Origin of the sequence: Dictyobacter arantiisoli (assembly GCF_008326305.1) — a bacterium.
Classification (GTDB): domain Bacteria; phylum Chloroflexota; class Ktedonobacteria; order Ktedonobacterales; family Ktedonobacteraceae; genus Dictyobacter; species Dictyobacter arantiisoli.
On the sequence record NZ_BIXY01000119.1, the window covers coordinates 1 to 14,861 of the forward strand.

The 14,861-nt window shown below is 53.3% G+C and carries 11 protein-coding genes, 1 pseudogene and 1 riboswitch; of the genes and pseudogenes, 7 read left to right on the forward strand and 5 right to left on the reverse strand.

Annotated features, from left to right (window positions below):
• Window positions 1-396: 396 nt before the first annotated feature.
• Window positions 397-1,650: a glycoside hydrolase family 3 N-terminal domain-containing protein gene (locus tag F1593_RS25340; RefSeq protein ID WP_149404349.1), complete on the reverse strand. Its 1,254-nt coding sequence runs from the start codon at window positions 1,648-1,650 to the stop codon at window positions 397-399.
• Window positions 1,651-2,118: 468 nt separating this feature from the next.
• Entirely contained in the window at window positions 2,119-4,656 is a 2,538-nt protein-coding gene (locus F1593_RS25345; protein ID WP_149404350.1) for a DUF4012 domain-containing protein, read from the reverse strand.
• A 363-nt stretch (window positions 4,657-5,019) separates the two neighbouring features.
• On the opposite strand from F1593_RS25345, the gene F1593_RS25350 reads away from it, so the two are divergent.
• The gene (locus F1593_RS25350) at window positions 5,020-5,475 is read left to right on the forward strand and encodes an SRPBCC family protein (RefSeq protein ID WP_149404351.1); all 456 of its coding nucleotides are present in this window, start codon (window positions 5,020-5,022) and stop codon (window positions 5,473-5,475) included.
• 83 nt (window positions 5,476-5,558) lie between these two features.
• On the opposite strand, the gene F1593_RS25355 is transcribed toward F1593_RS25350, so the two are convergent.
• The gene (locus tag F1593_RS25355; protein WP_149404352.1) at window positions 5,559-6,065 is read right to left on the reverse strand and encodes a hypothetical protein; all 507 of its coding nucleotides are present in this window, start codon (window positions 6,063-6,065) and stop codon (window positions 5,559-5,561) included.
• Window positions 6,066-6,308: 243 nt separating this feature from the next.
• A riboswitch (FMN riboswitch) is annotated at window positions 6,309-6,468 on the forward strand.
• A 291-nt stretch (window positions 6,469-6,759) separates the two neighbouring features.
• On the opposite strand from F1593_RS25355, the gene ribD reads away from it, so the two are divergent.
• The 4 genes from ribD (at window position 6,760) to F1593_RS25375 (ending at window position 10,494) form a co-directional block, all read left to right on the forward strand.
• Window positions 6,760-7,884 carry a bifunctional diaminohydroxyphosphoribosylaminopyrimidine deaminase/5-amino-6-(5-phosphoribosylamino)uracil reductase RibD gene (gene ribD, locus F1593_RS25360; protein WP_172632446.1) on the forward strand — a complete coding sequence of 375 codons (1,125 nt, stop codon included), beginning with the start codon at window positions 6,760-6,762 and terminating at the stop codon, window positions 7,882-7,884.
• 129 nt (window positions 7,885-8,013) lie between these two features.
• The gene (gene ribA, locus F1593_RS25365; RefSeq protein ID WP_149404353.1) at window positions 8,014-9,273 is read left to right on the forward strand and encodes a GTP cyclohydrolase II; all 1,260 of its coding nucleotides are present in this window, start codon (window positions 8,014-8,016) and stop codon (window positions 9,271-9,273) included.
• A gap of 89 nt (window positions 9,274-9,362) precedes the next feature.
• Window positions 9,363-9,839 carry a 6,7-dimethyl-8-ribityllumazine synthase gene (gene ribH, locus F1593_RS25370; protein ID WP_149404354.1) on the forward strand — a complete coding sequence of 159 codons (477 nt, stop codon included), beginning with the start codon at window positions 9,363-9,365 and terminating at the stop codon, window positions 9,837-9,839.
• Between the two features lie 46 nt (window positions 9,840-9,885).
• Entirely contained in the window at window positions 9,886-10,494 is a 609-nt protein-coding gene (locus tag F1593_RS25375) for a riboflavin synthase (RefSeq protein ID WP_149404355.1), read from the forward strand.
• A 244-nt stretch (window positions 10,495-10,738) separates the two neighbouring features.
• Here F1593_RS25375 and F1593_RS25380 read toward each other — a convergent pair whose 3' ends face one another.
• Window positions 10,739-11,614, reverse strand: coding sequence for an oxidoreductase (locus F1593_RS25380; RefSeq protein ID WP_149404356.1), 876 nt, complete (start codon window positions 11,612-11,614; stop codon window positions 10,739-10,741).
• A 153-nt stretch (window positions 11,615-11,767) separates the two neighbouring features.
• On the opposite strand from F1593_RS25380, the gene F1593_RS25385 reads away from it, so the two are divergent.
• Window positions 11,768-12,643 carry a helix-turn-helix transcriptional regulator gene (locus F1593_RS25385; RefSeq protein WP_149404357.1) on the forward strand — a complete coding sequence of 292 codons (876 nt, stop codon included), beginning with the start codon at window positions 11,768-11,770 and terminating at the stop codon, window positions 12,641-12,643.
• Between the two features lie 29 nt (window positions 12,644-12,672).
• Here F1593_RS25385 and F1593_RS25390 read toward each other — a convergent pair whose 3' ends face one another.
• On the reverse strand, window positions 12,673-13,512 hold the full coding sequence (locus tag F1593_RS25390) for an SDR family oxidoreductase (RefSeq protein ID WP_149404358.1): 840 nt from the start codon (window positions 13,510-13,512) through the stop codon (window positions 12,673-12,675).
• Window positions 13,513-13,913: 401 nt separating this feature from the next.
• Here F1593_RS25390 and iscB point away from each other — a divergent pair.
• Window positions 13,914-14,738 (forward strand): annotated as a pseudogene (gene iscB / locus F1593_RS25395) (RNA-guided endonuclease IscB); the annotation flags it as partial.
• Between the last annotated feature and the right edge of the window lie 123 nt (window positions 14,739-14,861).

Genomic DNA, 14,861 nt, shown 5'->3' on the forward strand with positions numbered 1-14,861 from the left:
AATTGGTCACTGACTTCCCACGGTTTGGTTCGGGCCATCTTGGTTTCTCCTTTGCTTGGGGGATTCGTGTTCCTTTCCTTGTTCTTGATTCTATCATCTCCTTCCACGTTTTCGGATAAGTTCTCACGGGTGGAGAAAAGCGCCCATCTCGGCCCGAAGACGCGCCAGCGCAGGCCGGAAGAGGAGGCAGGTGCGAGAGGATGGTGGCCCACCACCCGTGAAGGGTGGCTTCTACGGACGCATCGGCGTTCCACATTCTCCTTCTTTCTTTAAGCGGTATTGCCCGGCAGAAATGCAAATCGAGATCCAGGAATGAAAGGATTGTCATGCCTGTAGGAAAAGGTACTCCATGCTGCTACTGTCATTATGAAGTACCTTTGTAGGAGCTTTGTGGTTTTATTTGATGATGTCGTATTTGATCTTCATCATCAAGATGCGGGTGACGGATTGGTCGATCTGGGCCTGGGAGAGGGTTCCTTGCTGGATAGCCGCACTCAAGCCTGCCTGGATGGCGCTGATTTGAGCCGGTGTTGATGGGCCTTCGACCATATCATTACCGGCCTGGATTGCCTGTACGCATGTTTGAGCTAACTGGTCGTCAGTCGGGTGCACCCCATTGTACAAGCCCTCCATATAGAGTCCATCTGTAATCACGACACCATTGAAGTTGAGTGTATTGCGCAAATAATGCAGCACTTTCGGTGAGAGTTCGGCTGCTACACCAGGGTCCAGCGCTTGCGATGATACATCTGTGGTCATAACCATCGCTGGATTGTCCTGTTGAATGATTTTTTTATAGGGGAGAAAATCGACTGCCTGCAAATCAGCCAGGCTTTTGGCAACATTTGGCAAGCCAACGTGAGGATCTACCCCGTCAGAAGATCCAAGGCCAGGAAAATGTTTCAGGGTTCCAGGTATCCCACCGTCCTGTGATCCTTTGATAAAGGAGCCTGCATAGGTCGCGACCGTGTTGGGATCAGCACTGAAGAAACGTGATCCAAAGATGGTTGTGTCAGGACCAACATCGACAACCGGGGCTAAGTTTGTATTAATGCCCAGTTGTTTGAGTTGCGAAGCATCTGTCTGCGCCTGATTGTAGGCCGTCGTCGGACTCCCTGAGAGCGTGAGATCCTCCGCGGAGGGCGTTGGTCCAAAAAATGCTGATGTTTTACTGACCGTTCCGCCTTCCTGATCAATGGCGATCAGTGGGGCTGTAGGATCATCCGTCGTGGCTTGCGCGGAAAAGGCCTGCAGGCCAGCGATTGTGTTATTCGGCCACTGGAAATTCCCGTCACTTTCCTGATACAAAAAGCCACCTACATGCTGCTGGGCCACCATTTGTTGTAGACTACTGGCTGCATAGTCGCTGCCAAGAAATTCAACCATGATCAGTTGGGCCAGCTTGTCATTCTGGCTCATCTTCTTGAGTAAGAGTTGTGCTTTAACCTTCACAGGATCTGGGGTCGGGGTTGGCTTTACGACGGCTCCTGTCGCATCGCTCCCATTACCACCACCACTATTAGAAGAACTACCAGTGGAAGAGAGATTAGATGAAAATAAAGAACATCCACTTAAAAGAAAAATACAAGTAAATAAAAATAAGGAGGAGAGGGTCGACCTCTTTTTGCGCACTGCAACACTTTTTTGCATGGTACAGCTCCATAACGATCTCTGTGTGTATCTGTGTAACGACCAGTATATATATTTAGTCGACGTTCCTTATTATAAAGCACTCATCACGCCAGGACTACTTATTTACAAAAATCAGTATATATGGATGAGTAACTATCCAATTTGCTTGTCAGCCTCCCCGTACCAGCGGGATCTTGCTGCTCACTTGCTGGCAGGCGCGTGCGCGCCTGCGCACTTTTTATTATGTGATGTAGAAAAGGTTCGAAGAACCTTTTCTACATCACATAATAAAAATCTGTTTGAGCAGCATTGGTGCGAAAACGCATGCGCCAGGATGGCGAAGAGCATGGGAATCAAACACATTCTAAGCTCGACTTTGTACATTTTTAGGCTTTTGAGCCTGAGGAAAAGGACGATTGCGACGCATTTTCGAGCTCACGTTTTCAAAAATGTACAAAGTCGAGCTTAGAGGAGCATGGTTCCTCTTTAATGATGTTGTAAGGAACAACTTGTTCCCTGATGTTTGAGATTGAACATGGTGTCCTGCCCGTTCATGGTGCCGGTGTAGTGGGCGTCGGAGCTACAGGTGGGGGATTTTACGGTGAGATCCACCTGTGGGTTGACGCTGGCCTGGGGTTGGAACATCAGGCTGTACCCGTTTTGACTCATGGCTGGTACGGTCCATGAAAGCGTGACTGTCATCTTGCAATCGGGTGGAATAGTTACCCAGCCTCCATACATTGCTCGGTTCAGTTCGTCGCTGTTCTGGTTAGGTGGTGGGCCAATTGGATCGAGATGGGCACCTCTATCTCCTAAACCGGATAAGTATCCTGTTGGATCATCAATTGTGATGTTTGAGGAATTGCATACAAGTGAACCATTGTTGTAGACATCTTGCTGGCAGGCCGGATAACCTTCTGTTGGTAATCCACAGACTGCACCCTGACCCAGCAAGGAGAAACCATTTCCAGTGGCCAGTGTACTGTTTTGGGGCACATATATCCGCACGTAATCGTGATAGGTTTTAATGCCGTAGACATCGCCTTTTTTCTGATAATCCAACACCATCGTCAAAGAGTGGGTGGCGTTATTTTGTTGATCCAGCGTCACTGTATCCTTAATGGAGGTGGTGACATACTGAGAGGCTTTGCTGGCACTCAGATTTTCCTGTACAACATAGAGGCCATCGTGCGTAGTTGAGGTATCCATCGATGCTGTTGAGCCATATTTCGCAATCAGGTCTTCAAGTTGTTGATTCGCCACATATACCTGAAGATCCTTAGTCTTCATGGCTTGCAACATTTGAGCGCCCATCGGGGCTAATTGCGCGAGAGGGAGATGCATCGCGGTTGACATCAGCGTTTGCGTAACGTGTTGTGTAAAGGCTTTGCGGGCAAGCTCAGCATCCTTGATATGCTCAATTGTTTGCTCACGATAGATGCCATTATTATCTAGTTGATAATAATGCAATTTGGCTTCCAGATTTTGCTCGGTGATGGTTTCGTTATAGACAGGGATTGTGATGGGGCCGGTGACATGTAAAATTTGTTTGATCAAGGTGGGCGTAAAGAGAATTACGCCGCTCAGTGGTGTGCCGAACTCACCGTTATAATACTGCATGATGATTTTAGCGGTGGTCGGAAAATCTGCCGAGACGGTGGCATCGCGCACCCCAAAATTGGCAACCGGCCACCAGGCATTATACGGTGATGGAGCGCTTTGCTGGGTGACTTTTTGGTACAATATCGGGTCAATTGGTCCAGAACCTCCTGGAAGCCATGTGTGGTCTTCTTCGTAGGCACCGATGTTCTTCATTTGGAGCTTGGCCATATGGCCGCCGTTGAAGGTGAGTTCACCAAATTGGCCGGTGAAGCCGCCGGTGGAGCGCAGTTCGGCGCTATCCATCGGTTCTAGCAGAAAGGTGCGTTGCTGATCGACACCGAGCAGCCAGCCAAAGGCATCGCGTACGCCCGGTCCCTGCGCCAGGAGGGTATAGACAGTCGGGAGGAGCGGTAAGATCGACGTAATCATTTTGTGCTGGCTGGCGCTGAGCGGCAAGCTATCAATCGAGACGCCTTGCGAGCGATTACTCATATCCTGAAACACCGGCATGAGGTCATTGAGGTCCTGGTTGAGGGCCGTAAATGCTGCCTGGGTGAGGTAGGGCTTGGGATGGGCGGTGTCTTTATCTGCGGACGCAGCGCGCAGGGTGGGCACCAACGAGGGCGAGAGCTTGAGCGCGGTCGGGATCAACTTTTGCCCGATGAGGGTTGCATCGACTGCGATATGCCCCAGCGCACGGGCGGAGTTGATCTGGTTGGGAAGGAGTGAGCCGACAAGGCCAAGCGAGCCATCGTGATCGAGTTCATCGCTCAGCGTGGTAAAATCATTGTGAGCCCCGTTGATCTCGATTTGCGCCCGCTGAAGTTTAGCGGCATCAAAATATTTGGAGTAATCCCCGCTGGGGCCGCCGCTGAAAATCGTCTGGAGCGCCTGGATATGATTCAGGCCACTTCTGACCTGATTGTAAAGAATGATGCCATTGACGACTTCAAACAGGCCAAAGAAGGAGGGGAGCAGGATCGCTATGACCAGTACAATCGAAATCACCTTGCCGGGCATCGAGAGCCGCTGATATCTACTGCGGACTCGATGAATCAATCTCCTCTTTTTGTTACGAGTAGCGGTTGCTGAGGACTTGCCCGTGTTCGGGCCGGGAAAAATATTCGGCGTCTGCGGTGGATAATTCATGCCCGACGCAAACCCATTATTCCCGGCAGGAGATTGTGGTGCACCACCTGATAACGGCCTTGTCATATATGGTGATGGCATTCCTTGCTGGAGTGTGCCAGAGGGTCGATTTATAGTGTTTCCTACACCTGTACCAGGATTGTTCACTCCTACCGGTTGCGGCCCATAAACAGCCTGGGCAGGCTGCGGCGGCAACTGACCCGATGGACGTTGCGATAACTGACCCGATGGATAGGGTGAACGGAAATTATTTTGACCAGGTGGTTCAGGCATTCATGCCTCCATATGCATATTTAAATTAATAAATGTAAAGCGCCAAAAATACTTATATGCCATTCGTAGAAAATACTCATGAGCGTTACATATTACTGTATCGCACAAGAGCTTACGATAGTATCACCTTAGTATTTATGGCCCACTCGATATATCCATGCTACCCCCATTGAAGGTTACATAACAATATATCTAAGAATGCCTATGTATTGGCATGCGCTATCAAGCGAGGGGTACTCCTCGTCTTTGTGTTGCTAATTGAGAGGGAAATAGCCCATAATATCTGCTATACTGCATACAGCCATTATTGTTGTTTGTGAACAAAAAGATCATCTGTATTGAGCAGAAAGCAGAGAAGAATAAATGCCAATGATTCGCTTAGAGACTTTTATTGCTGCTCCGGCAGAACGCTGTTTTGATCTTTCTCTCGATGTCGATGCCCACAGTCAATCGACCGCGCAGACCCAGGAGCGTCCCATAGCAGGAGTAACGTCTGGCCTCATGAAACTGGGTGATACCGTGACCTGGGAGGCCAAACATTTTGGCGTGCGGCAACACCTGACCTCAAAGATCACGGCGTACGAACGGCCCCGCCATTTTACGGATGAAATGGTCAAAGGTATTTTTCAATCCATAAAGCATGATCATGAATTTATCTCGCAACCGACAGGAACATTGATGATCGACATCTTCGCCTTCCAGGCCCCCCTCGGACCTCTGGGAAGACTGGCCGAAACGCTATTCCTCACACGATACATGAAAAAATTTCTTATCATCCGAAATAACTATTTAAAACAAGCAGCAGAAGCAGGAGAATAAACTCCAATAACGAAAATCTCGCTGGAGAAATGTAGGTGCGTGCCGAGGTCGCAACCGAGGTGCGCTTTCCCGTGCTCGTACTATTAGTTATCGCCTTTGAGGAACATATTAATTAGCTTCGCTCTTATACTAGTTTTTTCTTTCTCTTGCCAGTTTCTGTTAGTCTCACCAGTCGGCTGCAGAGCTTGACGACCAGCATTATCCAATGGATCAACCGCGGTTGCGTCATGGCTTTTTTCCTTCAGAGCTGCTTTTATGCCTTCTATTTCCAACTTCCAAGCCTCTTCCCTGGTATAGGATTGACTATTATCCGGTATGATGTCACGTGGGTAGTTAGACCTGTTTGTACCTGTTATTTGATCAGATGCTCTCATCCAATCTGATCGTCTTTGGGCCGCCACTTCCGGATTAGACGAAGGTTTGATACCGTAATACTCCTTCGTATAATCACGCTCAGTCGCTCCTATTCTATCGCTTACTGCTCTTACTGCGTTATGATCCAGTAGATTCAATCCTTGAGGTTCTTGCATGAAATCAGTTGCGGTCTCATTCGGTGTTTCACCGTTAAATGACGGTCTTATTTCTGGCATTTCACTTGATCCTGACCCTTTCTCCGATGACTATGTGCTTGAAGTGCTTACCTGAATGACCTCTGTGATGTTCTCTCCATGGATACATAGCGGCTTTCACGAAGCACCAAAACATATCTTGCCTTAATGATAAGGAAGAAAGACAAACCTCGCAAGAGGAAAAGAGGGAAAGATCCCATCTACTTATGGGTTGACAAAGTCCCGTTTTTATCTTACCCTTTAGGTAGGATTAAAAAATTGAATAGATGTCTTCGGGGCAGGGTGAGGGAATGTTGCGATGTTCCCAATTCCCGATCGGCGGTAGAGCCCGCGACCTTGTACATGTGTCTCGCTTGAGGCCGGTATAGGTGGACCTGGGGGAGTTCCAGGGCCGACGGTATAGTCCGGATGGGAGAAGACAGATTAGCTACTTATGCTGCGCTTTGACGCTCGGCGTGTTTAGCTCTACGAGGCTGTAATCTGGCGTCTATGGCGTCACAGTATATCTTGCTCTGCTGTGTGAGGCGGGTGATAGGATGTGCTGTTTCGTATCTACATGCGCCTCTTTATAGGATTCGGATTCCTTCTGTTGTCTCCCCTCTGGCTTGCTTTGATGGTTCTCATCTTCACATCACACCCTCCGCTTTCCTGCGCTCGAAGCCGTCTGCTTGTTCCTCTGTTTGCCCACGCGCTCGCGCAGAAAGGATGTTGTCCGGTGGATGATTCTGAGGCTATGCGGTTGGCGTTGCGTCTGGCCGCTGCGGTGGAGGGCCGCACCAGTCCCCGGCCAGCCGTTGGTGCTGTCTTACTGGATCAGGCTGGCCGATTGCTGGGACAGGGGGCAACCGCGCCTCCCTTTGGTCCACATGCCGAGGTTGTGGCCCTGAATGCGGCCGGTTCGGCTGTGGGTGCGACCCTCTATGCCACGCTTGAGCCATGCTGTATCCATGTCCATACCCCTCCCTGTACTGAGAAGATCATTGCCTCCGGGGTGCGCCGCGTGGTGATCGGGACGCTGGATGCTAATCCGCTGGTGGCGGGTCGTGGGATGGCTTTGCTGGAGGCCGCCGGTATCGAGGTGACGCTGCTGAATGATGCCGAGGCGGCGCGCCAGTTGCGGCCATTTGCGACCCTGATTACGCAGCAGCGGCCCTATGTGACGGCCAAGTGGGCGATGACGTTGGATGGCAAGCTTGCAACCTCAACCAATGATTCCGTCTGGATTAGCGGTCCACCCGCCCGCGCCTGGGTCCATGAGTTACGCGACCGCGTCGATGCGATCCTGATCGGCGCTGGCACCGCTCGCTACGATGATCCCCAACTGACGGTGCGCCTGTCGGTCGAGGGCGAGGATCGGATTGAGCGTGCGCCGCGTTCCGGTCCCTTGCGGGTCGTGCTGGCGACGCATGGACAATTGCCGCCCGCGCTCGCCTTACTGCAAGCACCGCTCGCCGCTGGCACCTGGATCATCGTGGGCGAGACCTGTCCTGCCGAGCAACGGCACAGCCTGGAAGCTTCCGGCGCGAGGGTACATACGGTCGTGGTGGATGAGCAGGGCAGATTGGATCTGCGCGCCGCCCTGGCTTTCCTGGCTCAGGAAGGATATATGCATATTTTGATCGAAGGTGGTTCTGAGATCCTGGGCAGTGCCTTTGACCAGCAGTGTGTCGATCATGTCGCGGCCTTTATCGCACCCAAAGGCGTCGGTGGCGCACAGGCTCCATCACCCGTCGCGGGCCATGGCCTAACACAAATGTCTAAAGCCTGGCAGTTGCAAGAGCAATCGATCCAGATCCTGGGAGCGGATGTCCTGATTGAAGGTGATGTTTCCTATACTTAAGTCATTTATATTCTATACTATCGTATATCTATCCTTTTACGTCATTTTCTTTTCGCTCTTCACGGAACGCATCATTTCTGGAACAGGATACTGCGGATCGGATGAGAGGGCAGCTAAGGAGCACGATCTATGCAACATATTGATACTTCAACCTTTCAGTATCTTTCAGTGGCGGAGGCGGTGCGGGATATTCAGGCTGGTAAGCTGGTTTTGATCAGTGATGATGAGAATCGTGAGAATGAGGCGGATTTATGTATGGCCGCTCAATTTGTGACTGCGGAATCGATCAATTTTATTTTGCATGCCGCCTGTGGTTTGATCTGTGTGGCGCTGGCGGGCGAGTTGCTGGATCGGCTGCGTTTGCCGCTGATGCGTGGGCGTGGGGAGCCGTTGCAGGGGACTGGCTTTACCATATCAGTGGATGCGATCCGCAATACGACGACGGGCATTTCGGCCCATGATCGTGCTCAGACTGTACGCACCCTGGTTGATCCCACGACCCAACCGGATGATCTGGCGCGTCCCGGTCATGTCTTCCCGCTGCGTGCCCGCGCCGGTGGTACGTTAGAGCGCCGTGGTCATACCGAGGCGTCGGTGGATCTGATGCATTTCGCTGGCCTGACGCCAGGCGCGGTGATCTGTGAAGTTCTCGACGCCACCGGCGAGGCTGCGCGTGGACAATCCCTCTATGATCTTGCTACAGAGTGGGGTATCGGGATCGTCACGGTTGAGGCGATTGCCCGCTACCATCAGGAGCATCAGGTCAGCCTGGTGGCGCAGACCAGTCTGCCACTGCACGATGCACGCTTCGAAGCCCGTGCCTATCAGGAGATCGAAACGCAATCTCAATATGTCGCGCTCACCCTGGGCGATCTTGAGGATCAGACACGCCCGCCGCTGGTGCGCCTGCATTCCGCCTGCGCGACCGGGGATATCTTTGGTTCCCAGCGCTGTGATTGTCAGGCGCAACTCCACGCCTCTCTGGATGCGATCGCCAGCGAGGGACGCGGTGTCCTGATCTATCTGCCGCAGGAGGGACGCGGCATCGGACTGGCCGCCAAGTTGCAGGCTTATGCCTTGCAGGATCAAGGCTATGACACCATTGAAGCCAACGAAAAGCTCGGTTATCCCATCGACGCTCGTGACTATAACGTTGCCATCGAAATTCTGCGCGACCTGCACATCAATCAGGTGCGCCTGCTCACCAACAGTCCCAAGAAGATCCAGGCCCTCACCGCCGCTGGCTTGCGCGTCGAACGCGTCCCGCTGGAGATCCAGCCCAACACCAACAACATCCGCTATCTCCAGACCAAGCAGCAACGCATGGGACATCTCATGGAACCATCCCAGCCAGCCAGCGGCGAAGCCTCCGAAAACGCGATCCTTTAAGCGAGCGAGCAATAGCAATATCAGAGTACAGCGCGCCGTGGAGACTCCGCTTCACGGCGCGGCAGATAGGAGAGGAGAGTAAGAAGAAGATGCAAACACAAATACAAGTTATGACCCGGCCCGAACCCGATCTGGATGGGACCGGCCTGCGGATCGGCCTGATCGTTGCCCGTTGGAACTGGCATATTACCGGCGCTTTATATAAACTGGCCCAGGAAGAACTGCTCCATCTGGGAGTCGCGCAGGAGGACATCAATGTTGTCTATGCGCCCGGTTCCTATGAACTTCCCGTTGTAGCGCAGGCGATGGCGCAGACAAAGAATTACGATGCGCTGATCTGTATCGGTTGTGTCATGAAAGGTGCGACCCGCCATGACGTGATCGTAGGCGACTCCGCCGCGCAAGGCATCCAGCGGGTCGCGCTGGACACCGGCGTACCGATCATTCTGGGTGTGCAATGTGCCGAAACGCCCGAGCAGGCCGAAGAGCGCATCGCCCGTGGTACCGAATTCGCCGTAGCCGCCGTCGAGACCGTTAGAACCATCCAGGCATTGCGCCAGCAATAGCCAACCATTCAGTGAAGAGAATAGAGAAGCAAGAGAGGGTCAGTATATGTTTTCAGGAATTATTGAAGAGACCGGCACACTGCGAGCCAGCGAGCCAACGGGACTGATTATCGAGGCGCACAGCATCCTGGAGGATGTCGCCATCAAGGATAGCGTAGCCGTGGACGGCATCTGCCTGACCGTCACTGCCATGGGCGAGGACTGGTTTCAGGTCGATACCATGCCTGAAACCTTGCGCCGCACGCGCCTGGGAAGCTTACAGCCGGGCGACAAAGTCAATCTAGAACGTTCCCTGCTCGCCAATGGCCGCATGGGAGGTCACATGGTGCAGGGACACATCGAAGCCTGCGCCGCCATCCGCGACACCCGCCAGGACGGCAACGGCCTCGACGTCATCATCGAACTGCCGCCGCAACTACAATCCTACATCGTCCCCAAAGGCTTCATCAGCCTCAACGGAGCCAGCCTAACCGTCGTCGACGTCTGGAGCGATCACTTCTCCGTCTCGCTCATCCCTTATACCCGGGAGCACACCAACCTCGGCCTCGCCCGGCCCGGCATGCTCCTCAACATCGAAACCGACATCATCGGACGCTACGTCGCCCAATTCCTACAAGCAGGCTCAACCACCCGCTCACCGTACCTGCCCGCGTAAAAACAAAATTAACGCTTTAATTGCATACGATGGAAGATGTAGGCATTGCACGGAGCGTAAGCGCAGGTCGATGCTCCCTTGCCCGTACGACTCGGTAACGTTCCCCGGCACGGATGTTGGGGTAGGAAGGAGCCTACGGGCGAGATGGTCATACTAGGAACGATGAACAAAAACGGAGGTGTATTTGTACTCCAGCAATGGTGCCAGGGCATGGGACACAGCGTTGGGGAGCGACCTCGGCCACCTACACTTCTCCATCAGGTAAGCCAAGATGGGTCCAATTGCCTTCCTGGTGGTCGTCGAAGTTGGTAGAGGTACTGAGTTTTTCCCAGCGTTCCGTTTCAGCGAGTTTGGCCTGATCAACGCTGCGGGCGATCTGAACAGCGTCCTTTCCCAGTAGCAGGCGTAGCGGCGGCTTCTCCTCATTTACAATAGTGATGATGGCCTGTGCGGCCTTCGCAGGATTACCGGGTTCGTTTCCAGCTTGCTGATGGTAATCCAGATGACCTTGCAGGGTTCTGCGGTAGTCCTCGCCCGGTTCTGTGAAGGACATTGAGGTCCCGCCCCAGTCGGTGCGAAAGCTTCCCGGTTCGACAAGGGTGACTTTGATCCCAAGTGGCATGATCTCACGTGAGAGTACTTCGGAGAAGCCTTCCACTGCCCATTTCGAGGTTTGATAGGGGCCTAATCCTGCCGAGCCGGTGCGGCCTCCGATTGAGGAGATCTGTACAAAATGTCCAGAGCGCTGCTTGCGCAGGATCGGGAGAGCGGCCCGTGTGACGTTGATCACGCCCCACAGGTTTGTTTCTACCTGTGCGCGCCAGTCTTCCTCGGATGCCTCTTCGATAGATGCTACATTGCCGTAGCCCGCGTTATTGACCACAACATCCAGGCGACCAAAGGCAGCGACGGCTGAGGCGATCGCGTTCCGCGCTTGCTCGGGATTGGTGACATCAAGTGCGATGGCGCGTATCTGCTCGCCGTATTGCGCGACCAGATCACTGAGTTGTTGGGGATTACGTGCCGTGGCAACCAGACGATCGCCATGCGCCAGTACCGCCTCCGCGAGATTGCGTCCCAGTCCGCGTGAGCTCCCTGTGATAAACCAGACTTTTGACATAGAATGTTATTTCCTTTCATGCAAAAAGAGAAGCTGTCCTCGTGTTTGTGTCTTCTCTCTATGAGTGAGAGTATAGCGCCAGGGAATTATTGGAACCAGGAGTGTAGTTAACATAGGTGTAGCAGTAACAGGTTATCTGCCAGGAGAGAGAGTATGAGCAAGATGAGAAAGAATGATACGAAAAGACGAGCCGAGCTGGCGAATTTTTTGAAGATACGACGGGCGCGCCTGCATCCAGAGCAGTTTGGATTGCCATCGTTTGGCCGCAGACGGACGCCAGGACTCAGACGCGATGAAGTGGCACAACTGGCAGGGGTTGGCGTCTCCTGGTATACCTGGCTTGAACAGGGTCGGGATATTACGGTCTCTGATCAGGTGATTGAGCGGCTTGCGGAAACCTTTCTGTTGAATGGCGAAGAGCGCCGTCATCTCTTTGTTCTGGCGCTCGGTATGGTGCCCATCCCAGATGAGCAATTTGAAATTGCCGTGCTCCCTCCCGGTCTGCAGGCCATGCTCGATGCGCTGGGTACAAATCCGGCCTATCTGATTGATCAGCGTTGCAATGTCGTGGCCTGGAATCAAAGTGCATCCCATGTGTTTGGCGATGTCTCTCTGCTCACTGGACGAGAGCGCAATCGCATCTGGCAGTTGTTCGTCCAGCCCGCGTCGCGCCAGTTGTATGTGGATTGGGAGCAGGCGGCCCGGCATGCCGTCATGCATTTTCGTTCTGTCTATGATCGCTATATCGGTGATGCCTGGTTTGAACAATTCCTGACCAACATCCAGCGGGAAAGCCCTGAATTCCGTACGCTGTGGGCGCAACACGATGTACAGGCAGCCTGTGATTTCTATCAAGAGAAAGAACTCAATCATCCCCTGGTTGGTCAGCTCTTGCTCTCAAGCACCACTCTCATCGTGCCCGTCGCCCCTCCGCTCCAGATGGTCACCTTTACTCCCTCTTCGCCCGCCACAGCTACCAAACTTGCAGCCCTGGCAAAACCAGAGCGTCAAACCTCCCTGACGAGATAAATATTTTTGCTATCGGTTCTTAATCGGTATCAGTTGTTGAAGTAGTGCTCTTCGATGTCTTGGATCAGTGCGGGGTGTACAGGCCGCCATCCCAAGAGTTCCCGCGTCTGTGCACTCGACTTCTGGGTGTCGAGTCTCGCCGAGAGGTCGGACGCCGCCAAGGCACCGAGAAAGCCGAAGTGGGCGTCTGCCTCTTCATGGGATATGCTGACCACCGGCAGGTTCAGGTGGCGACCGATGACGCTGGCGATGTTGCGGAATGGCACACCCTCGTCGCCGATCCCGTAAAGCCGTGATCCCGCCGGGGCGGCTTCCAGTGTCAGGCGGAACAGGCGTGCCGCATCGAGGCGATGGACGGCAGGCCAGCGGTTGGACCCGTCGCCGATGTAGGCAGAGACGCCCTTCGTGCGGGCGATGTTGATCAGCATCGGCACGAAGCCCTTGTCGCCCTTGTCGTGCACGGACGGTGAGAGCGTGACGACCGATGATCGCACTCCAGCCAGTGCGAACGCCGCGTTCTCCGATGCCTCCCCGTGTAAGTGAGCGGTGATCACGAACGGCTTGCCTGTGCCCTCAAGTGCCGCCCCCATCGTCTCGACAGCGCGCAGATCCATTTGCCCGGCGGTCGCAAAGTCCAAGCGGTCGTGCTGAAACGCCAGGTGAATGACGCCGTCGGCAGCGGCGGCACCGCTGCGCAGGCTGTCGAGGTCGTCAAGGGCACCGTGGTGCACCTCGGCCCCAGCTTCCTTCAGTATCGCAGCACCATTGTCTGAGCGGGTAAGACCGACGACCTGATGACCGGCACCGATGAGTTCGCGGACGACGGCAGTACCAATGAAACCTGTTGCTCCTGTGACGAAAACACGCATAAGAAAGTTCTCCTTCTACTGGTAAGATCAAGAGTGAGTGTGATAAAATGAGATCACCTCCCTATAGTAACGGAGGATACCTCAGGTTACTTCTCTATATTAACGGAGGAGCCCTCACTTTGTCAAGGGCTACTATTTCTGGGAGCAAGGAGTTCCATTCAGTCAGGAACCCCACGCATGAATGCGGGGGCTTGCCTCGGTAAGCCCACACCTGACCAGTCTTAGCTCGTTCGTGAGCTCCGTTCGGGAAGAAATAGGTACGGCAGGGTGCATGCCAGCCCAGCCCTCTACGGTCAGTCGTTAAACATCCCTACAGGGTTAAGGACGTGCGGCTGACGAGAAACCTTCCACGAACATTGATGAGGCACACAAAAACACACCCTAGCAATAGGAGGCTCAACTTGAGCAAAGTATTCGTGATCGATAGTTTTTATCAACCTTTGAACCCGGTCCATCCGGCCCGCGCCCGCCTGCTCTTGAAACAGGGCAAGGCGTTGGTATACAGAATGTACCCATTTACGCTCATCCTGAAACGTGTCGTGGAACAGCCAGAGGTCAACCCCTTGCGCATCAAGCTTGATCCTGGTTCTCGTACCACTGGTATTGCGATTGTCAACGATGCTTCTGGCGAAGTGGTCTTTGCCGCTGAACTCACGCATCGTGGGCAGGCGGTGAAGGCAGCACTCGATGATCGTCGAGCCATTCGTAGATCCAGACGCCAACGAAAAACGCGCTATCGAAAGTCTCGTTGGTCGAACCGAAAACGCAAACAGGGCTGGCTACCCCCATCCTTGGAAAGCAGAATCGCCAATGTGCTGACCTGGGTAAATCGCCTTTCCCGGTATGGCCCCATCACGGCCATCAGCATGGAGTTGGTCAAATTTGATCTCCAGCAGATGGAGAATCCAGAGGTGAGTGGTGTGGAATATCAACAAGGAACGCTGGCTGGCTATGAAACCAGAGAATATCTTTTGGAGATATGGGACCGAACCTGCTCATATTGCAGCAAGAAAGATATTCCCCTTCAGATTGAGCATATTCACCCACGAGCCAGGGGAGGAACCAACCGCATATCCAACCTGTGTCTGGCCTGTGAACCCTGCAACACCGCAAAAGGGACACAGGATATCAAAGACTTCTTGAAGAAGAAACCAGAGGTGTTGCAACGCATTCAGGCGCAAGCGAAAAGACCACTCAAGGATGCAGCGGCAGTCAATACGACGAGATGGCTGCGATTCGTTTGATCCAAAACCGTGAAAACGGGGGAGGAACAGCAGCAGGATATATACCCTGCTGACAACTGATAGTTCGATGATGGGCGAAATTCCCATCCCTCTAGGTGAAAAGAG

What these genes read in the sequence shown, in the direction of transcription:
- F1593_RS25340 (WP_149404349.1), bottom strand. Translation starts at nt 1,650, where the DNA reads ATGCAAAAAAGTGTTGCAGTGCGCAAAAAGAGGTCGACCCTCTCCTCC.
- F1593_RS25345 (WP_149404350.1), bottom strand. Translation starts at nt 4,656, where the DNA reads ATGCCTGAACCACCTGGTCAAAATAATTTCCGTTCACCCTATCCATCG.
- F1593_RS25350 (WP_149404351.1), top strand. Translation starts at nt 5,020, where the DNA reads ATGCCAATGATTCGCTTAGAGACTTTTATTGCTGCTCCGGCAGAACGC.
- F1593_RS25355 (WP_149404352.1), bottom strand. Translation starts at nt 6,065, where the DNA reads ATGCCAGAAATAAGACCGTCATTTAACGGTGAAACACCGAATGAGACC.
- ribA (WP_149404353.1), top strand. Translation starts at nt 8,014, where the DNA reads ATGCAACATATTGATACTTCAACCTTTCAGTATCTTTCAGTGGCGGAG.
- ribH (WP_149404354.1), top strand. Translation starts at nt 9,363, where the DNA reads ATGCAAACACAAATACAAGTTATGACCCGGCCCGAACCCGATCTGGAT.
- F1593_RS25375 (WP_149404355.1), top strand. Translation starts at nt 9,886, where the DNA reads ATGTTTTCAGGAATTATTGAAGAGACCGGCACACTGCGAGCCAGCGAG.
- F1593_RS25380 (WP_149404356.1), bottom strand. Translation starts at nt 11,614, where the DNA reads ATGTCAAAAGTCTGGTTTATCACAGGGAGCTCACGCGGACTGGGACGC.
- F1593_RS25385 (WP_149404357.1), top strand. Translation starts at nt 11,768, where the DNA reads ATGAGCAAGATGAGAAAGAATGATACGAAAAGACGAGCCGAGCTGGCG.
- F1593_RS25390 (WP_149404358.1), bottom strand. Translation starts at nt 13,512, where the DNA reads ATGCGTGTTTTCGTCACAGGAGCAACAGGTTTCATTGGTACTGCCGTC.